General features: G+C 35.0%; 19 protein-coding genes. 15 read left to right on the forward strand and 4 right to left on the reverse strand.

Annotation, left to right across the window (positions count from 1 at the left end; translation table 11 throughout):
- Positions 1-7 precede the first annotated feature (7 nt).
- A complete protein-coding gene (locus PXC01_RS02940) occupies positions 8-1,330 on the reverse strand; it encodes a M16 family metallopeptidase (RefSeq protein WP_276470884.1) in 1,323 nt (440 codons plus the stop codon).
- A 182-nt stretch (positions 1,331-1,512) separates the two neighbouring features.
- Here PXC01_RS02940 and PXC01_RS02945 point away from each other — a divergent pair, with 182 nt between their 5' ends.
- The 3 genes from PXC01_RS02945 (at position 1,513) to rpmA (ending at position 3,035) form a co-directional block, all read left to right on the forward strand.
- On the forward strand, positions 1,513-1,977 hold the full coding sequence (locus PXC01_RS02945) for a DUF4199 domain-containing protein (RefSeq protein WP_276470885.1): 465 nt from the start codon (positions 1,513-1,515) through the stop codon (positions 1,975-1,977).
- An 87-nt stretch (positions 1,978-2,064) separates the two neighbouring features.
- On the forward strand, positions 2,065-2,733 hold the full coding sequence (gene rplU / locus PXC01_RS02950) for a 50S ribosomal protein L21 (protein WP_276470886.1): 669 nt from the start codon (positions 2,065-2,067) through the stop codon (positions 2,731-2,733).
- Positions 2,734-2,774: 41 nt separating this feature from the next.
- Positions 2,775-3,035 (forward strand): 50S ribosomal protein L27, encoded by a 261-nt coding sequence (gene rpmA, locus PXC01_RS02955; protein ID WP_276470887.1) that lies wholly within the window; start codon positions 2,775-2,777, stop codon positions 3,033-3,035.
- 78 nt (positions 3,036-3,113) lie between these two features.
- Here the strand turns inward: rpmA and PXC01_RS02960 are convergent, their stop codons facing one another.
- Positions 3,114-3,638 (reverse strand): 5' nucleotidase, NT5C type, encoded by a 525-nt coding sequence (locus PXC01_RS02960; RefSeq protein WP_276470888.1) that lies wholly within the window; start codon positions 3,636-3,638, stop codon positions 3,114-3,116.
- Positions 3,639-3,788: 150 nt separating this feature from the next.
- Between PXC01_RS02960 and PXC01_RS02965 the strand changes: the two genes are divergently transcribed.
- Both PXC01_RS02965 and PXC01_RS02970 read left to right on the forward strand, forming a co-directional pair.
- Positions 3,789-4,121, forward strand: coding sequence for a CCC motif membrane protein (locus PXC01_RS02965; RefSeq protein ID WP_276470889.1), 333 nt, complete (start codon positions 3,789-3,791; stop codon positions 4,119-4,121).
- Between the two features lie 129 nt (positions 4,122-4,250).
- A complete protein-coding gene (locus PXC01_RS02970; protein WP_276470890.1) occupies positions 4,251-4,835 on the forward strand; it encodes a DUF3332 domain-containing protein in 585 nt (194 codons plus the stop codon).
- A gap of 68 nt (positions 4,836-4,903) precedes the next feature.
- On the opposite strand, the gene ahcY is transcribed toward PXC01_RS02970, so the two are convergent.
- Positions 4,904-6,220: an adenosylhomocysteinase gene (gene ahcY, locus PXC01_RS02975; RefSeq protein WP_276470891.1), complete on the reverse strand. Its 1,317-nt coding sequence runs from the start codon at positions 6,218-6,220 to the stop codon at positions 4,904-4,906.
- 82 nt (positions 6,221-6,302) lie between these two features.
- Here ahcY and PXC01_RS02980 point away from each other — a divergent pair, with 82 nt between their 5' ends.
- From PXC01_RS02980 to PXC01_RS03020, 9 genes are all read left to right on the forward strand, one after another.
- A complete protein-coding gene (locus tag PXC01_RS02980; protein WP_276470892.1) occupies positions 6,303-6,941 on the forward strand; it encodes a 4'-phosphopantetheinyl transferase family protein in 639 nt (212 codons plus the stop codon).
- A gap of 26 nt (positions 6,942-6,967) precedes the next feature.
- On the forward strand, positions 6,968-7,228 hold the full coding sequence (locus tag PXC01_RS02985; RefSeq protein WP_276470893.1) for a hypothetical protein: 261 nt from the start codon (positions 6,968-6,970) through the stop codon (positions 7,226-7,228).
- Positions 7,212-7,844, forward strand: a complete 633-nt coding sequence (gene pnuC / locus PXC01_RS02990) for a nicotinamide riboside transporter PnuC (protein WP_276470894.1) — start codon at positions 7,212-7,214, stop codon at positions 7,842-7,844. The genes PXC01_RS02985 and pnuC overlap by 17 nt, the downstream gene beginning before the upstream one ends.
- A complete protein-coding gene (locus tag PXC01_RS02995; protein WP_276470895.1) occupies positions 7,805-8,368 on the forward strand; it encodes an ATP-binding protein in 564 nt (187 codons plus the stop codon). Before pnuC ends, PXC01_RS02995 begins: the two co-directional genes overlap by 40 nt.
- Positions 8,365-9,903, forward strand: coding sequence for a DUF4301 family protein (locus PXC01_RS03000; RefSeq protein WP_276470896.1), 1,539 nt, complete (start codon positions 8,365-8,367; stop codon positions 9,901-9,903). The genes PXC01_RS02995 and PXC01_RS03000 overlap by 4 nt, the downstream gene beginning before the upstream one ends.
- Positions 9,904-10,111: 208 nt before the next feature.
- Positions 10,112-10,414 (forward strand): hypothetical protein, encoded by a 303-nt coding sequence (locus tag PXC01_RS03005; protein WP_276470897.1) that lies wholly within the window; start codon positions 10,112-10,114, stop codon positions 10,412-10,414.
- A gap of 152 nt (positions 10,415-10,566) precedes the next feature.
- The gene (locus tag PXC01_RS03010; protein WP_276470898.1) at positions 10,567-10,869 is read left to right on the forward strand and encodes a hypothetical protein; all 303 of its coding nucleotides are present in this window, start codon (positions 10,567-10,569) and stop codon (positions 10,867-10,869) included.
- A 620-nt stretch (positions 10,870-11,489) separates the two neighbouring features.
- On the forward strand, positions 11,490-11,807 hold the full coding sequence (locus tag PXC01_RS03015) for a hypothetical protein (RefSeq protein ID WP_276470899.1): 318 nt from the start codon (positions 11,490-11,492) through the stop codon (positions 11,805-11,807).
- A gap of 174 nt (positions 11,808-11,981) precedes the next feature.
- Entirely contained in the window at positions 11,982-13,340 is a 1,359-nt protein-coding gene (locus PXC01_RS03020; protein WP_276470900.1) for a sigma-54-dependent transcriptional regulator, read from the forward strand.
- On the opposite strand, the gene PXC01_RS03025 is transcribed toward PXC01_RS03020, so the two are convergent.
- Positions 13,315-15,774: a hybrid sensor histidine kinase/response regulator gene (locus PXC01_RS03025; RefSeq protein ID WP_276470901.1), complete on the reverse strand. Its 2,460-nt coding sequence runs from the start codon at positions 15,772-15,774 to the stop codon at positions 13,315-13,317. The genes PXC01_RS03020 and PXC01_RS03025 overlap by 26 nt on opposite strands.
- A gap of 394 nt (positions 15,775-16,168) precedes the next feature.
- On the opposite strand from PXC01_RS03025, the gene PXC01_RS03030 reads away from it, so the two are divergent.
- Entirely contained in the window at positions 16,169-18,331 is a 2,163-nt protein-coding gene (locus tag PXC01_RS03030; protein ID WP_276470902.1) for a TonB-dependent receptor, read from the forward strand.
- Positions 18,332-18,352 lie beyond the last annotated feature (21 nt).

The following is an 18,352-nucleotide window of genomic DNA, read 5'->3' on the forward strand; positions in this document are numbered from 1 at the left end:
AGTCATTTTAGTTTGCGGTATTTTGTTCAGGTAAATATTCTAGAACCAATCTTTGGCTGGGCTTTAAATACTTGTTGGCGACTTCTTTTATTTCTTCTCTTGTAATAGACCTGTAAACTTCTATTTCCTTGTTTATTAGAGATGTATCGCCATAAAGTGCATAATATTTGGCAAGAGATGATGCAATACCTTCAACACTGGCATTACTGTTTACAAACTTATTTTCAAACTTGTTCTGTAGTTTTTGATAATCGTTTTCGGATATAAGCTCGTTCCTCAATTTTTCAACTTCTGTCTCAATAGAAGTATTAAGTGTATTTAAACCAGTTTCGCCTACCGGAAGAGCAAAAACAATGTACATACCGTAATCTTCTAATGTAACTGGTATTGCGCCAATTTGTAAGGCCTGCTTTTCTTCGTCGACCATTTTCTTATAAAGTTTTGAAGAAGGACCATCAGATAAATAGGTAGAAATCATTTCTAACACCTGGCTATCTCTATCTTTAAGACCGGGAGTTCTGTAGGCGATCATAGTAGCCGGTATTTGAATATTGGAATCGTAGGCCTTTGCGTTGATCTGTGATGTAATTGGAGCTTCTTTTGGAAAGTTTCTTTCAATTTCTGCTCCCTTGGGGATATCCTTAAAATAATCAGAAATTAGCTTTTTTGCATTTTCCTTTTCAAAATCGCCTGCTATGACCAAAACGGCATTGTTCGGAGAATAGAATTTTTTCTGGAATGCAATGAACTCATCTAAGGTAGCGGCATCTAAGTCTGCCATTTTTCCAATAACCGTTTCTTTATATGGATGGTTTTTAAAAAGATTCTTCTTAATGTTTTCAAGGAATTTACCGTAAGGAGAGTTATCTACACGTAGTCTTTTTTCTTCTTTGACAACTTCGTTTTGAGTATCGACACCTTTCTGGTTAATTACCGGATGTAACATTCGTTCAGACTCTAACCAAAGGCCCAATTCCAAATTATTGGAAGGAAAAACTTCATAGTAATAAGTTCTGTCTTCATTGGTAGTGGCATTACCTGAGCCACCGTTGGCAGATACAATTTTGTCCCATTCACCTTTCTTAATGTTCTCTGTACCCTCAAATAACAAGTGTTCAAAAAAGTGTGCAAAGCCTGTTCTTTGTGGGTCTTCGTCCTTTGATCCTACGTGGTACAATACCGAGATGGAAATAATTGGGGCGGTGTTATCTTGATGTAGAATAACGTGCAAATCATTTTCAAGGTTGTACTCTTCGTAGGCAACCTCTTGGGCGAGTCCGGCAAATCCAAAAACGGACAGGGCCGAAACCAGTAGTGATTTCATTTTCATTTAAACATTTTTAAGTTAGTGATTATATGTTCTGTGTTATTAGTATCTGGTATATTCAATTTGTTACATAAATAGCGTTTTTTGTAAGAACAATCTTCAAAATAAGTATTCTTTAACAAAAATTATTTTAATATATTTTGTTTATTGATTATCTTAAAAGTCTAAACAAAAAAATATTCGTTATGAAAAATTATGCCTTGCCCATTAGATTTGGTGTTGCCGCCAGTGGATCGTTAATAGCTTATTTTCTAATACTATCGTTGCTTGGGCTGCACGTAAATGTATTCTATAGTTTGTTCAATGCCGTAATTACCGGTTTCGCGATTTTTGAGGCGATCAAATATTATAAGTTAAAAAAAGGAAGCGAATTTAATTATGCAGGAGGTTTTATGGCAGGTTTAATTACAGGTGGCGTGGCAACTTTGATCTTCACAATCTTTTTTGCCTTTTATTCTACAGAGCTACAGCCTGGTTTCTTAGAAGAGTTGTCTACAAAATGGGCTAATACATATAGAAGTTTTGAAGCTATTGTTTTTTTGGTAGTTGCAACTATGGGTTTTACCAGTAGCATTGTTTTAACTCTTGCATTTATGCAACTCTTTAAAACTTCGAACACTACATTGGTAAAGAGTGTGCAAAATATATAAAAAAGACTTGTTATTTCAGGATTTAGATCTATATTTGCACCCGCCTATGGAAAAAATCCATCAGGTTTAATCATTACATTTAACAATATGTACGCAATTGTAGAGATGGCAGGGCAGCAATTTAAAGTTGCAAAAGACCAGAAAGTGTACGTTCACCGTTTACAGGCAGAAGAAGGTAAGAAAGTTACTTTTGACAATGTTCTTCTTTTAGCTGATGGATCGAACGTTACTATCGGCGCCCCGGCTATAGACGGAGCCGCAGTAGAGGCTAAAGTCGTTAAACACCTAAGAGGTGACAAAGTAATCGTTTTTCACAAGAAAAGACGTAAAGGTTACAAAAAGAAAAATGGACATCGTCAGTCTTTAACAGAGATTGTAATCGAATCTATTATTTCTAAAGGAGCGAAGAAATCTGAAACTAAGAAAGCTGAACCAAAGGCTAAAAAAGTTGAAGAAAAAGCAGCTCCGGTAGCTGCACCAAAAGCAAAAGCAAAAAAGGCTGGCGCTAAAGGTGATGATTTGAAAAAAATTGAAGGTATCGGTCCAAAAATTGCCGAGACTTTAAACAATGCAGGTATTTCTACTTTTGCTGAATTGGCAAAAACAGACGCAGCTAAGATTTCTGAAATTATAGCGGACGTTCGTGGAAATCACGTAACCGATACATGGCCAAAACAAGCGGAATTAGCTGCTGATGGTAAATGGGACGAGTTACAAAAATGGCAAGACGAATTAGACGGTGGTGTAGCTAAATAAGCTAGGTCATCAAAGTATAATAATATTTAAAACCTTAGACAATGGCACATAAGAAAGGTGTAGGTAGTTCGAAAAACGGTAGAGAATCAGAATCGAAACGATTAGGAGTTAAGATTTATGGTGGTCAAGCTGCTATCGCTGGTAACATTATTGTTAGACAGCGTGGAACAAGACACAATCCTGGTGAAAATGTTTACGCAGGAAAAGACCATACATTACACGCACGTGTAGATGGTTTAGTTAAGTTTGAAAAGAAAGCAGGTGGAAAATCATTTGTTTCCATTGAGCCTTTTGAAGCTTAAGCTTAAAAAAGTTATTTAAAAAAACCCCCTTCAGTAATGAAGGGGGTTTTTTATATCCTATCGTTTAAGATATAGTAATTATTGCAAAAGTTTCTCCCCAATCTCAAACCAAGTATTCACACGTTCAAACCCTTCTGTATGTACGTTGTGTGGTGAGGTAAACTGTAAACTTCTACCATCAAAATTCTCTAAATTGAAACTACGGTCATCTATCAGAATGTCTCCTTTAAGAATGTGCTTATGGCCGCAAAGTATACGGTTTTGCCAAGTTATAAAAGGAAAGTGCTCATCTAGCCATTCACTTTTTTCTTCCAAGGAATTTGGAAATTGCATGGCAGCAGATGCTATGTAAACTTGGTGCTTATCGGCTAATTGTGCAAGTATTTCTTGACTGCCTGCTATAGGTTTCAGATTTCTAAAAAATCCTCTTCTAGTGGCATGTTTACGAACACTTTCTTGGTGCGCTTCCGGCACCATTCGCCATACTTCGGTGCCTGCACATAGATCTTTAGTCAATTCGCCATTAAATTCTTTATTGTATAGTTCAATATGGGCACCATAGGTATCTGCAATTACCTCGTCCATGTCAACAAATAGTATCATAGTGTTTTTTTAACGAAGTACGTAAAATCATTGCTTGGATAAAAGGGATTCGCAAAAAGTAAATACACTATTGGCAAAATTTTACAAAAACTTGGAACAAGATTTTTGTTATTAATATTTTTAAGGGAACAAATTTTATAAATCCAATATATGCATACCAAGAAACTTCCAAATTCTTCTCTAATTTATATTTTATCAATGTTAAGTTGTTTTGTGTTTTGTTTAGGTGGTTTTGGTATTATTCCTGCAATTATATCCTACTATTTGGCATCTAAATCTGAGGGGATTTATAAAATGAATCCAGATGCCTACAGCAATTTTGGTAAAATAAAAAAAGGAAAGATTATTGCTGTCATAGGTATAGTCTTAAATATTATTGTAATTGGTATTACCATTTGGACATTAAGCACAATTGGATGGGATGCATGGTCAGATGAATTTGTCAGAAAATGGAATGAGGGTATGCAAAATGGTAGAGGTTAATAGGATAAAGGTCATTTGCGTAGTTGTTATTCCTATAATTAATGGATATCGTTAATAATTAAGTTGTTTCAGTTTACAATATTTTGAGTAAAAGACTAATTTGTACAACTAATTCTAAACGATAAAATCATGAAAAAATCAGTTATCTGCGTTGCAATGGCGAGTACGCTATTATTCTCTAGTTGCTTGGGGTCATTTAGTGCTTTTAATAATTTAAAGGACTGGAACCAAGGAGTCTCGGATAGTAAGTTTGTTAATAATCTGGTATTTTGGGGGTTAAACATAATTCCTGTTTATGGACTATTCTTTTTGGGTGATGCCGTTATTTTCAATGTTATTGAATTTTGGAGCGGATCTAACCCAATTGCTATGGAAGAAGGAGAGTCTGAAACTCAAATGGTAGAAAGAGACGGTAATACCTTTGAAATGACCGCTACTAAAAATAGGATGCAGGTAACTGTAGTCGATGGTCCTAAAAAGGGTAAGAAAATTGATTTGGTATATAAGCCAAGCGAAAAATCATGGAATGCGGTAAGACCTAATGGAGAGATTATAAAACTATCATCTTTTGAAGAAGGTTTTTACATTGTTTACATGCCAAACGGTAAAGAGGTGAAAATTGATCCGTTAAGTTCTAAAGAACAAGGTTTGGCTCAATTAAAGGAGCAAACAGATTGTTATTATTTAGAAGGTATGTTGGCAGAAAACTACTAACTGGAAAAGTATAGAACAAAAAAAGGTCTCGATGTTATCGAGACCTTTTTTATTTATAGGACTATAATTTAGTATCTATAGTATTCCGGTTTAAAAGGACCTTCAACCGTAACACCGATATAATCGGCTTGGTGTTTCTTTAATTCGGTCAATTCTGCACCTAAACGAGACAAGTGTAATTTTGCAACCTTTTCATCTAAATGCTTTGGTAACATATATACTTCGTTCTTGTAGTTTTCACTATTCTTCCAAAGTTCAATTTGCGCCAAAGTTTGGTTGGTAAATGAATTACTCATTACAAAACTAGGGTGTCCGGTAGCACAACCTAGGTTTACCAATCTACCTTCCGCCAATATAATAATATCTTTACCGTCAATTGTATATTTATCTACCTGAGGCTTAATTTCATCTTTAGTGTTTCCGTGGTTTTTGTTCAACCAAGCCATATCAATTTCATTGTCAAAATGCCCTATGTTACAAACAATGGCTTTATCCTTTAGAGCTTCAAAATGTTCGGCTCTAATAATATCCTTGTTACCGGTAGTAGTAATTACGATATCCGCATTACCAATAACGGTTTCCAATTTTTTAACCTCAAACCCGTCCATACAGGCTTGTAGTGCACAAATAGGATCAATTTCCGTAACGGTAACAATAGAACCGGCACCCTTAAAAGAAGCAGCGGTACCTTTACCAACATCACCATAACCGGCTACAACAACGCGCTTGCCTGCAAGCATGGTATCCGTAGCTCTACGTATAGCATCAACAGCACTTTCTCTACAACCGTATTTGTTATCAAATTTAGATTTGGTTACAGAATCGTTTACGTTAATAGCGGGCATAGGTAAAGTACCATTTTTAACACGCTCATATAAACGGTGAACACCTGTAGTGGTTTCTTCTGAAAGTCCCTTAACATCAGACGCCAATTCTGGATATTTATCTAAAACCATGTTGGTAAGATCACCACCATCATCTAAGATCATATTCAATGGTTTTCTGTCCTCGCCAAAGAATAAGGTTTGCTCAATACACCAGTCAAACTCCTCTTCGTTCATACCTTTCCAGGCATAAACAGGTACACCTGCAGCAGCAATAGCGGCAGCGGCTTGATCTTGTGTAGAGAATATATTACATGAGCTCCAAGTAACATCTGCACCCAAAGCGGTTAACGTTTCAATTAAAACGGCAGTTTGTATGGTCATGTGAAGACAACCTGCAATACGTGCCCCTTTTAAAGGTTGCTCGTCTTTGTATTCTTCACGAAGGGCCATTAGGCCTGGCATTTCAGCTTCTGCCAATTCAATTTCTTTTCTTCCCCAATCGGCAAGGGTAATATCCTTAACCTTATAAGGCACATACGGAATAGTTTTCGTGCTCATATCTTTATTATTTTATACTTTCGTTTATCTGTGTACAGCAATTTTTAATTCGTGCAAAGGTACGAATAACACAAAGAAACCCATGCCGCTTTACAAAACTATAACAGTAAATGAAAAAACCTCTTTGGCCATTTGGAAGGTTGAAGAGACCGAAGATAAACTTTGGGAAGGTGTTGAGCTAACACCATATTGCCAGAATAGGTTCAATGGTATGAAATCTGAGCTTCATCGAAAAGCTTTCTTGAGTATAAGACACTTACTTGCCAAGTATGGCTATACAGATGCCGATTTGATCTATGATGAAAATGGAAAACCACATTTAAAGGATGGTAAGTTTATTTCCATAACACATTCTCATAATTTTACGGGCATCATCATAAGTTCTGTGGAACATGTAGGTATCGATATTGAAATGCAGCGTGATAAAATTTTGCGCATAGCACATAAATTTACACCCTTTGAAGAATACAAAACATTGGCAAATACCGCAGCCGTAGTTAGAAAGTTGACCATTGTATGGGGAGCAAAAGAATCACTCTATAAAATTTATGGGCATAGGGGAGTTAGTTTCTTGCATCACATAAATGTTCAGGATTTTAAGTTCGATGCCAATAATACCACGGCACAGATTATTTTTCAAGGGAACTTATCAAACTATAAAATTAGATTTATGGAGTTTGAACAGTTCACTTGCGTTTATGCAACAAGGAACAGAGAATAAATTAAAATATAAATAGCGCGTTATAAATGAATATATCGGTAGAATTAACATTTTCGCCATTGCAGGACGATTTTGAACAGCACATTATAAATTTTATAAAAAAACTGCGTGCCTGTGGTTTAACTGTTTTAGAGAACCCGCTAAGTACACAAGTATTTGGTTCGTATGATGAAGTAATGAACGTATTGAATACTGAAATTAAAACAGCATTTGAACTTATGGATCGCGGGCTTTTATTCATGAAAATAGTGAAATCTGATAGAAGCGACTATGAGCCCCATTTTTGATTATCTCTTTGGTCAATATGCCGACTATGATACTTTAGATATTGTCCTTGAGATCGTAGCGGTCGTTTTTGGGCTGTTATCGGTGTGGTTTTCCAAACAAAACAAAATTTTGGTATACCCCACGGGGTTAATAAGTACTTCTATATTTGTATACCTCCTTTTAAAATGGGGGTTGCTGGGCGATATGATGATCAACGCCTACTATTTTATTATGAGTTTGTATGGTTGGTATATATGGACAAGAAAAGTAGATGCAGAACATTACACACCAATAACAAGAGTAACCAAAAAGGAAAATAGAACCTCGGTTTTTATTTTTATAGGTACCGTTATTTTTGTATTCACCGTATACCAATTTTTTGATAAGTGGAATAGCTGGACGGCCTATGTTGATACCATAACAACAGCTATATTTTTTGTGGGTATGTGGCTGATGGCCAAAAGAAAAGTAGAAAATTGGATATATTGGATCATTGGAGATTTAATATCTATTCCATTATACTTTTATAAAGGATTTACGTTTACTAGTTTTCAATATCTCATTTTTACAATATTGGCCTTTTACGGGTATAATGCATGGAAGAAAAATATAAGCAAGAACCTTCAGATATCTTAAAAGTGGTTCTTTTTGGTCCGGAATCTACTGGAAAAACAACCTTGTCAGAGCAATTGGCAAGACATTACCATACCGTATGGGTACCGGAATATGCCAGGGAATATCTACAGGATAAATGGAACAACGAACGTAAAACTTGCGAACCTCATGACTTACTGCCAATTGCTGAAGGGCAAATGCGTTTAGAGAACAGTTTAACCAAAAAAGCTACGGATATTCTCATTTGCGATACAGATTTATTGGAAACCAAAGTATATTCGGAAGCTTATTACATAGGTAATTGTGATCCTATTTTAGAAAAATATGCATTGCAGAATACATATGACCTTTATTTATTGACCTATATTGATATTCCTTGGGAAGCAGATGATTTAAGGGACAAGCCAAATGAAAGGGAGCAAATGTTCAATTATTTTAAGGACACTTTAGAAAAATACGGTAAAAATTTTATTACCTTGAAAGGGAACAAAAAACAACGTTTAAATAAAGCCATTAACCATATAGATACCTTATTAGAGCAATGATAGAACTTACAGATAAAGACCAAAAGCAACTAGAGAGAAAAGGAATCTCTAAGGACACAATGTTGGGTCATATTAATACATTTAAAGAGGGTATACCTTTTGTTAAATTAGAGAATGCCGCCGTAATAGGTAATGGTATTCTTAAATTTTCTGAATCTGAAGAAAAGGAACTCAGTGCATTTTATGATTCAAAACTAAAAGGACTTGATATTTTAAAATTTGTGCCCGCTTCTGGTGCGGCATCTAGAATGTTCAAAGCTTTGTTCAGCTTTTTAGGTGCGTATGATCCAGCAGAAGAGACTTTGGATGCATATTTATCAAGAACTAATGACAAGGATATAAAAAAGTTCTCTGAAGGATTGGAGCGCTTTCCGTTTTATCAAAAAGTAATGGATAGGATAGCTGTAAAATCTGATTCTCAAGGAGAAAAGGTTTATGGTTTTATTTCGGAACTTTTAGGTGAAAATGCCTTAAACTATGGTTTTTTTCCAAAGGGATTATTGCCATTTCATAAATATGGTTCTTCTACTGCAACTCCTTTTGAGGAACATTTAAAAGAGGGGGCTCTATATGCCGGTTCTAACGGAAAAGCGAATCTGCATTTCACAATTTCAGAACAGCATGAAGAAATGTTCAAGGAAGAGTTTAAAGCGGCAGGACCAAAGGTAACGGGCGATACCGGTATTTCCTATAACGTAGACTATTCATTTCAAAAACCTTCTACAGACACCTTGGCGGTAGATATGGAAAATAAACCGTTTAGAAATGAGGATGGTTCTGTGTTGTTTAGACCAGGTGGTCATGGTGCCTTGATCCAAAATTTAAATGAACAGGACGCCGATGTAATTTTTATTAAGAATATAGACAACGTTGCTGTAATGAAAGATGCAAAAGCAGTTGCCGACAGTAAAAAGGTTTTGGCAGGTGTACTACTAAAAGAGCAGGAAAAAGCTTTTGAATATGCAGCGTTACTTGATCATGACAATGTAGATGATACGCAAATAGAAGAAATAAGAAACTTTTTGGTAACGAATTTAAATGTTCGTTTTACAGATGATTTTGATTCAATGCCAAACACTGAAAAAGTAGCTGTTTTAAAAGACAAGCTCAATAGACCAATTCGTGTTTGCGGTATGGTTAAAAATGAAGGCGAGCCAGGTGGCGGTCCGTTTTGGGTAACCAATGGTAAAAGAGAAGTTTCTTTACAGATTATAGAATCTGCCCAAATAGACATGGATGATCAGCAGCAGGCAGACATATTAAAAAATGCTACACATTTTAATCCAGTAGATTTGGTCTGTGCTGTGCGTAACTATAAAGGTGAGAAATATGACCTGTTGAAGTTCGTAGATGAAAAGCAGGGTTTTATAACGGGTAAAACTAAAGATGGTAAAGAGTTAAAAGCTCTTGAGCTTCCAGGTTTGTGGAACGGGGCAATGGCGTTTTGGAACACCATATTTGTAGAAGTTCCATTAGTGACTTTTAATCCGGTAAAAAGTGTAGTAGATCTTTTAAAAGATTCGCATCAGGCATAATTATCAATGCTTACATAAGGTAAAAAAGTGTGTAGATTCTACACACTTTTTTTGTTTCTGCACAATTTTACACAGGGAAAGAAAGTGCCGTGAAAATCACAAGATATTGTAAGTCAATAATTTATATCTATAAAACATGTAAGTTACAAGGTTGGCATAATTCTTCTAATATACCTATCAAGAATGTTTAATTTTAAAACGTAGAAAGATGAAAAAATTAGTTTTTGCCACAGCTTTAGCAATAGGTAGTTTAACAATAGGTACTGCAGCTACACCAATTATATTTCACGATGGTATCATGGAAGATGTATTCATTCAAGATTATACAGAGGTAGCAACTTCAGATTTACCTACACCAATTGTAAATGCCCTAGCATCAGATTACCAAGGTGCAATGTTGAATAAAGCATATGTTGATGATGAAAATAACTATAAACTAGAAATTACTTCTCAAGATGGTTCTTCTGTAGTGTTGTATGCAGATGAAGAAGGTAACTGGTTAGAAATGTAGAAATTATAAGTTTGAGTTAGTTGTTTGTAAAAAGCTGCCTAGGCAGCTTTTTTCAGTTTAGCGCCTTTAAATAATGGCAATGGATAATCCATATGTCAGATTCTTCCGTAAATAATTATAGAAGTAGAGTTATTAACGATTAAAACATTGGCATGAAGAATTACGCATTATTGGTATTCTTGATTTTAGGAATAACATTGAACAGTTCAGCAATGACTGGTTCAAATTTTATAGAAGAAGAAATTACTATCATAACAGATGAGTACGTAAAAATAAAATCTAGCGAATTAACCCCGCCGGTTATTGAAGAAATATTAAAGCAATACCCAACATCTAAACTTGGGGGTGCTTTTAAAAATGATAAAGGAGAGTTCAAATTGATCATGGTACTTAAAAGCGGAACAAGAAAGACCGTATATATAGACCAGTACGGTAATTGGATCAACAAAAGATAGTCTGCATTACAGACGGAAATAAAAAAAAACTGCTAAATGCGGTTTTTTTTTATTTAAAATGTGACCTATCAAAAAATGTTGTGTCTAAATAAGTGAAGCAAGTTATGAAACAATGGTCACATTAGTATTTATTTTAGTCTTAAGCACAGTTCTGATTTTTTCGTTAAGTGTCATATCAAAACTATGTTTAGAGAAATAAATGATTAAAATATCACTTTCGCGTAAACACTAACCGTTAACTATGAAAGTGCCACCAAATAATTGTAGTTGAAATAATCCCCCGGATTAGCATTGCCCAATTTTAGTTGTTGTTGAATTGATTGAGGTGTTGATTTAAAATTTTAAGACAAGAGTTTGATAGGTGGTTTGAGGGGGGCTGCAATTTGCAGCTCCTTTTTTTTTGTCCTCATTGCAGGAAAGCAATTTTATCTCAAGTAATAGATAAATTGAGTAAAAATTACACAGAAGAAATTATTAGATACAATTTTACCCAACTACACATAAAACTTAAATCACATAAATACCTGATAATCAGTAACATTATTGTCTATTGGTTTACTGGCATTCTTTTTTCTTAGTTAATAGTATTGAAAAGTAGTATTAACTTAAATATTAGAAAGATGAAGACTTTATTTTTATTAGGAGCATTGACATTAGGTGGTTTTACAATGAGCGCACAAGATGTATTAATGGCAGAAAACGGAATCCAACATAATCAAATAAATGAAACGTTGGTCGTGGCCGATGATTTTAAGGAAATTTCAGTAGCAGAAGTTCCTCAAGCAGTATCAGATGCAGTAGCTAAGAATTTCCCGACTGCTAGTCTAGATAAAGCATATACGAACAGTGAGAAACAGTATAAGTTGATATTGTCTCTTGAAGATGGAACACAAGGAACCGTATATGCGGATGAAAATGGGAATTGGATAGATATGTAATTATAGAGAAACTTGTTTGTTCAAGTTGGTTTGGTCAGGAAAGGATAGCTAAGTGCTATTCTTTCCTTTTTTTTTGCTCTATCGAATTGATTAAATAAGCTTTATGATAATTTTAAAATACAAATAGTCGTCTTATGGTATTTTTACGTAAATACTTAGAATACCAAACTTACTATGTCCAAAATTTTAATTTTAGAAGACGATACTTCTTTTGCTCAAATGCTAAAAAAATTTTTGGAAAGAAATGGTTTTGACATTGTGGTAAGTCAGACCGGGTTAGATGGTGAAAATCAACTCAAAGAGCAAAATTTTCAATTAGTAATTACAGATCTGCGTTTACCGGATTATGATGGCATTAAACTCGTTTCTCAACTAAAGGACAGTATTCCGGTAATAGTAATGACGGGTTATGCGGAAGTATCTACCGCAGTTAAAGCCATGAAAATGGGTGCGTATGATTATATTTCAAAACCATTTACGCCAGATCAAATGTTAGCTGTAATTGATGGTGCATTACACGCTAAACCAATTACTTCCAAAGAAACGGCTATTACAACAAAAAAAGACTCAAAATCAACTGTAGAAAATGAAAATAAGTCGTCAAGTTCTAATGACTTGGAGTTAATTAGTGAAGCTGCGCAAAAATTAGATGAACATATTGCCTTGGTGGCACCTACAGACATGTCTGTTTTAATTATTGGTGAGAGTGGCACTGGGAAAGAGGTTACGGCTAAAGCAATTCATCAAAAAAGCAATCGTAAAGAAAAACCGTTTATAGCGCTAGACTGTGGGGCAATACCAAAAGAACTTGCCGCTAGTGAATTTTTTGGTCATTTGAAAGGAAGTTTTACTGGAGCTATAGCCGATAAAATAGGAAGTTTTGAAGCGGCAAATGGGGGAACCTTGTTTTTAGATGAAGTTGGTAATCTTTCTTATGAGAATCAAATACAACTATTAAGAGCTTTACAAGAGCGTAAAATTAAAAGGATCGGTAGCAATACTGAAGTGGAGGTTAATGTCAGAATTTTATCGGCCACCAATGAAGATTTAAAAGCAGCAGTGGAAAAAGGTAATTTTAGAGAAGATCTATATCATAGGTTAAATGAGTTTTCCCTTCAAATACCTGCTTTAAAAGACAGGCAGGGAGACTTAGCTGTGCTAGCATCTCATTTTTTGAAAAAGTTCAACCAAAAATTAAACAAGCAGATTCTTGATTTTTCAGATGAGGTGTGGAATGTTTTTAATACATACCACTGGCCAGGTAATATAAGGGAATTGCAGAATGTTATTCAACGTGCAGTGTTATTGACTACCACCAATGAGGTACAAGTGAATACTTTGCCAGAAGAGCTCATGGAGTCAAAGCCGGAAAGAATCGACTTAGGTAGCGTCTCTAAGGCAGATTTTGAAAAAGAACAAATTGTTAATGCTTTAAAACGTACTAATTACAACAAGTCTAAAGCGGCCAAGTTATTACAAGTAACCAGAAAAACGCTGTATAATAGAATTAACTATTATGATTTAGACCTGTAGAGATTTCCTGTGAAATTGCTTCTATAACATCGCATATTTCTTGCTCCAGCTTCGCGTATATTTCTGATATTGATTTGTGGGTTAAATCATTTTTTTTCAGGGTTTCAAAAGTTTCTAAATTGGGTACAATTTGGTTCACATGCAATTGCCTGAACATAGGTAGCATTCTATGAGCAGAACTATTTATTTGAGCAATATTGTTTGTAGCTACCGCTAATTTTAATTCATGTAAATTTTTCCCTGTATCATTTTTAAATGTCAGCAAAACCTCGTCAATAGCGGTTTTGTCTTTTCCTAGAAAGAGTTCAATGGTTTCTAAACTGTAAAGGTTTTCGTTGTTATTTCTAGAAATGAAAGGTTTTTCATGAGTATGTTCAAAGTCCATTTCAAACATGTTGTTTAGTTTTTGTAAAAGATCGGTTTTTGAAAATGGTTTTCGGATTAGTCCAGTAAATCCTTTTTCCATAAAGTGATCTACCGTAAGATCTCGTCTTCCGGTCATCGCTAAAATGGGTTGATTTTCATAATATTTTAATGTTCCTGATTTAAGTTGGTCAACAATGTCATAGCCAGAGACCGTAGGCATTTCAATATCGGTCAAAACCATATTGAATTTAAAATCTGAATCGGGTTGAAAAGCATTGAAATCGGTAAAAAGTAAAACTTCTATTCCGGCTGACTTTAGCATTTCCCCAATTAGTTTCAAAAACGAAGTGTCATCATCAAAAACAATAATTTTTAACCTATCCGGTTTTAAAGCGATTTTTGTTTCAACAGATGATTTTTCACCATAAGCAATAGGTATTTTAAGTGTAAAGGTGCTGCCTTTGTTCAAATTGCTGTCAAGCGAGATTGTACCGCCTAACAATTCGGTAAGTTTTTTGGTAATGGTGAGTCCTAATCCATAACCGCCGTACTTTTTGTCGGTATCGTTTTCTGCCTGTGTAAATTCTTTAAAGATCAGTTTTTGCTTCTCTTTTGATATCCCTATGCCGGTATCGGAAATTTTCAGGAAAAGTTGTTTTGTTTTTTGTTTTTCAATGATATTGCCCGTTAAGGTGATAGAGCCTTTATCGGTAAACTTATAGGCATTGCCCAGTAAATTTGTAATAATTTGACGTAATCGAAAAGCATCTGAAATAACAGGATGTTCTAAAGACTCATCTAAATGAAGAATTAAATCAATATCCTTGGCTGTATACTGTGCGGCAATACTATTAGCAGTTTCGGAAATTAAGTCATTTACCTCAAAAGTAGATTTTTTGACTACCATTTTACCGGCCTCCAATTGAGAAAAATCTAGCAAATCGTTTACCAGATTGTTCACATATGTGGTAGCGGATTTTATTTGGTCAATATGCTTTTTATTAACGGTTCCATGGTCATTTTCCTCTATAATATTAGTGTAACCGCTTATAGTGTTTAATGGGGTGCGTAAATCATGACTTACCGTTGCAATCAATTGTTCCCTACTTTTTAATAAAGAGTCAGAGTAGGCCTTCTCTTTTTCAAGTTTCTCTCTGTATACATTTGCTTTCCAGAAATCTCTATTTATAATAAAAGTAAAAATACCAACCACTAGAAAACCGAGTATTGCTGCAATAACGGCAAGGCGAATACTTCTTTTTAACAAGGTCTCCTTTTTAATGGAGTTGTTGATGCTGTTGGTAATAATCTCTTGTTCAAATGAAGAGAGGATGGTACGTAACTGCTGCGAAAGTTCAAGATCGGTTTTATTGATATTGGTCTCTCTAATGGCCAAGGTGTTTTCGTTTATGGCATTTTCCTGTTTAACATCTTTCAATAGATTTTTAGAGACTTGTAGAACACTGTCCATAGTCTGTGTATTGCTTTGTGAATTACTGTTTGTGGGGACATTGGCATTAAGATAATCCGCAACCTTTTTTATGGTACTTTGGGCCTTGGGTGAAAGTTCTTCTAAATTAGGAGCTAAGCCTTCCGGTTTAATAATTCCTAAAGATTCCTCTAACTTATCAAATTCCGCTAGTGCAGAATTTATAGCGGTCCCTGTTTGGTCCTTAAGTCTAATGGCTCTTAAGGCATTAATATTTGTCACTTTTTTATCTAAAAGTGTGCTAAGGCTGTCTAAAAGGTTGTGTTGATATTCACTGTCCGTTAGCGTTTTTATTTCTTGAATATTGGTGCGTATGGAGTCTATTTTGTTCTCATAGGCGCTAAAATTAATTCTACTTTTGGTTTGCAATGCAAGTTTAGAGAGACTTTCTGCTTCATATAATTGGGCTAAAAAGGAGTTTGTTTTAAGTAATTTGTTGTCTTTTTCCGTTGTGTTTTCAGTAGCAATGTATTCTTGAACCTCCGTATAGATATAGTATGATGCAATAATGCCCAATATGACCAAAAGCAAGTAGCTAATAGTAATTTTAAGGGTGAACTTGTTTTTCTTGGAATCCATGTAATATTTCTAATTGTATAGTAAAGACAGATTGAAATGTATATTTAAATACGACAAAACAGGGATAATAAGTTCTAAAATGATGTTAATTAAACAAGATGTTATTTTTTCAGATTTATTTATGAGAGTTAAAATTACTGCATTACATTTGCGGCATCTCAAAGGGGTGCCAAAATCCTAATATTTTTTAGGACAAAGCTGAGATTATACCCAAAGAACCTGGGCGGGTAATGCTGCCAAGGGACCGAGCGTTAAAAAAATGTCCGGTGGACATTTTTAGCGAGGGGCCAGCCAGCGTAATGGCTGACTTCATTTTGGAAAACAAAGTCTTTAAATAGGCAAAATCAATTTTTATTTAGAATAATAGCCCCTTTTATTCGTATTTAATTTACGAATGAAACTTACTATTTTCACAATTGCGGCGTTTTTTGCGTTTAGTCTTGGAGTTAGTGCCCAAGAACAAGTAACTGATTCTCTAGAGGGTCAAAAAGTAGTCTTAGACGAAGTGTTCGTCTCTGCGGTAAGGGTAACCAAGCAATCTCCGGTTACATTTTCAAATCTTACAAAAGAGGAAATTAAACCAAGAAACCTTGGGCAGGACATTCCTGTATTAATGAACTTTTTACCATCTGTGGTAACTACTACAGATGCTGGTGCCGGTGTAGGTTATACTGGGCTTAGAGTAAGAGGTAGTGATGCTACACGTGTAAATGTGACCATTAACGGAATACCTTATAACGATGCCGAGTCACAAGGTACATTTTGGGTCAATATGCCAGATTTTGCTTCTTCAACTGAGAGTTTGCAATTGCAACGTGGTGTAGGTACATCTACCAATGGTGCAGGTGCTTTTGGGGCAAGTTTAAACTTGTTGACAGACGGTTTTTCACAAGACGCGTATGGTCAAATATCAACTTCTATAGGTAGCTATGGTACGTTAAGAAATAATTTAAAGTTTAGTACCGGATTATTAAATGATCATGTGGAAATTTCAGGTAGACTATCTAAAATTAAATCAGATGGTTATATAGATAGAGCAAGATCGGATTTGGAATCTTATTTTTTACAAGCGGCTTATAAAGATGACAATACTTTGATCAAGGCATTGATGTTTGGGGGCCATGAAATTACGTACCAAGCTTGGTACGGTATAGATGGTCAAACTTTGAGGGATAATAGAACTTTTAATCCTTCAGGTATTTATACTGATTTAGATGGTAATACCCAGTTTTATGATAATGAAGTGGATAATTACAAGCAAGACCATGCACAATTATTATGGAACGAACAGATTTCTGATTTTTGGAGTACAAATATTGCGTTGCACTATACAAGAGGAAGAGGTTATTTTGAGCAGTATAGAGAAGCCGATGATTTTTCTACCTATGGTTTTGAGCCACTGATTGTAGATGGTGAAGAAGTGAATACTACTGATTTAATTAGAAGACGTTGGTTGGATAATGATTTCTACGGAACTGTTTTTTCTGCGAATTACAAGAAAGAAAAGTTAGATTTAATAATAGGTGGTGGTCTTAATAAATACGAAGGCGATCATTTTGGAGAGGTAATCTGGGCTAGATATGCTAGTAATAGTAGTTACAAAGATCGGTACTATGATGATAGTTCGTCTAAAACAGATTTTAACTTATACACAAAGGCAAATTATCAATTAACAGATCAGTGGTCATTGTATGGAGATGTTCAATATAGAACAGTTGGGTATAAAGCAAACGGGGAAGATACCGGTCTTGTTGATGATACGTTCAATTTTTTCAATCCAAAGGCAGGAGTAACCTTTGATCTTAATGCCAATAATAATTTTTACTTGTCTTATGCGGTAGCTAATAGGGAGCCCAATAGGAACGATTATGAAAATGGTAATCCAAAACCTGAGAAACTAAATGATTTTGAATTGGGATGGAGATACGTTTCTCCTTCAGTTCAAGTAAATACCAATGTATATTACATGAACTATAAAGATCAGTTAGTGGTTACTGGTGAGTTAAATGACGTTGGTGCACCATTAAGGGAAAATATTGGCGATAGTTACAGGCTAGGTTTGGAAGTTGATGCAAATATAATATTGGGTGAAAAATTCAACCTAAGGCCTAACATAGCCATCAGTCAAAATAAGAACAAAGATTTCTTTATTGATAGAGATGGTATGCTACAAGGTTTAGGAGATACCAACATTGCTTACTCTCCGGGCTTGGTGGCGGGTAACGTTCTTAGTTATATGCCATGTGATGCTATGAATATTTCGCTGTATTCAAAGTTCGTAGGTGAGCAATATCTAAGCAATACAGATACAGAAGCATCTAAGCTAGACTCTTATTTTACCACAGATTTCAATATTACTTATGAGATCAACATGAATAGCATTGTAAAGTCTATCGTGTTTTCAGGTTTGGTAAATAACATCTTCAATGAAAAGTATGTTTCTAACGGGTATACTTATGTAGATAGTTGGTCTACACCTGGTAATTCATTTGAAGTGCAGGGTTATTATCCACAAGCAGGAACTAACTTTTTATTAGGTGCAACAGTGAATTTTTAATTGATAATAGAAAGATATAAA

Source organism: Maribacter huludaoensis, assembly GCF_029350945.1.
GTDB classification, from domain to species: Bacteria; Bacteroidota; Bacteroidia; order Flavobacteriales; family Flavobacteriaceae; genus Maribacter; species Maribacter huludaoensis.

Excerpts from the sequence above, each read along its gene's own strand:
- PXC01_RS02940 (WP_276470884.1), bottom strand. The coding sequence starts at position 1,330 with ATGAAAATGAAATCACTACTGGTTTCGGCCCTGTCCGTTTTTGGATTT.
- PXC01_RS02945 (WP_276470885.1), top strand. The coding sequence starts at position 1,513 with ATGAAAAATTATGCCTTGCCCATTAGATTTGGTGTTGCCGCCAGTGGA.
- rplU (WP_276470886.1), top strand. The coding sequence starts at position 2,065 with ATGTACGCAATTGTAGAGATGGCAGGGCAGCAATTTAAAGTTGCAAAA.
- rpmA (WP_276470887.1), top strand. The coding sequence starts at position 2,775 with ATGGCACATAAGAAAGGTGTAGGTAGTTCGAAAAACGGTAGAGAATCA.
- PXC01_RS02960 (WP_276470888.1), bottom strand. The coding sequence starts at position 3,638 with ATGATACTATTTGTTGACATGGACGAGGTAATTGCAGATACCTATGGT.
- PXC01_RS02965 (WP_276470889.1), top strand. The coding sequence starts at position 3,789 with ATGCATACCAAGAAACTTCCAAATTCTTCTCTAATTTATATTTTATCA.
- PXC01_RS02970 (WP_276470890.1), top strand. The coding sequence starts at position 4,251 with ATGAAAAAATCAGTTATCTGCGTTGCAATGGCGAGTACGCTATTATTC.
- ahcY (WP_276470891.1), bottom strand. The coding sequence starts at position 6,220 with ATGAGCACGAAAACTATTCCGTATGTGCCTTATAAGGTTAAGGATATT.
- PXC01_RS02980 (WP_276470892.1), top strand. The coding sequence starts at position 6,303 with ATGCCGCTTTACAAAACTATAACAGTAAATGAAAAAACCTCTTTGGCC.
- PXC01_RS02985 (WP_276470893.1), top strand. The coding sequence starts at position 6,968 with ATGAATATATCGGTAGAATTAACATTTTCGCCATTGCAGGACGATTTT.
- pnuC (WP_276470894.1), top strand. The coding sequence starts at position 7,212 with ATGAGCCCCATTTTTGATTATCTCTTTGGTCAATATGCCGACTATGAT.
- PXC01_RS02995 (WP_276470895.1), top strand. The coding sequence starts at position 7,805 with ATGGAAGAAAAATATAAGCAAGAACCTTCAGATATCTTAAAAGTGGTT.
- PXC01_RS03000 (WP_276470896.1), top strand. The coding sequence starts at position 8,365 with ATGATAGAACTTACAGATAAAGACCAAAAGCAACTAGAGAGAAAAGGA.
- PXC01_RS03005 (WP_276470897.1), top strand. The coding sequence starts at position 10,112 with ATGAAAAAATTAGTTTTTGCCACAGCTTTAGCAATAGGTAGTTTAACA.
- PXC01_RS03010 (WP_276470898.1), top strand. The coding sequence starts at position 10,567 with ATGAAGAATTACGCATTATTGGTATTCTTGATTTTAGGAATAACATTG.
- PXC01_RS03015 (WP_276470899.1), top strand. The coding sequence starts at position 11,490 with ATGAAGACTTTATTTTTATTAGGAGCATTGACATTAGGTGGTTTTACA.
- PXC01_RS03020 (WP_276470900.1), top strand. The coding sequence starts at position 11,982 with ATGTCCAAAATTTTAATTTTAGAAGACGATACTTCTTTTGCTCAAATG.
- PXC01_RS03025 (WP_276470901.1), bottom strand. The coding sequence starts at position 15,774 with ATGGATTCCAAGAAAAACAAGTTCACCCTTAAAATTACTATTAGCTAC.
- PXC01_RS03030 (WP_276470902.1), top strand. The coding sequence starts at position 16,169 with ATGAAACTTACTATTTTCACAATTGCGGCGTTTTTTGCGTTTAGTCTT.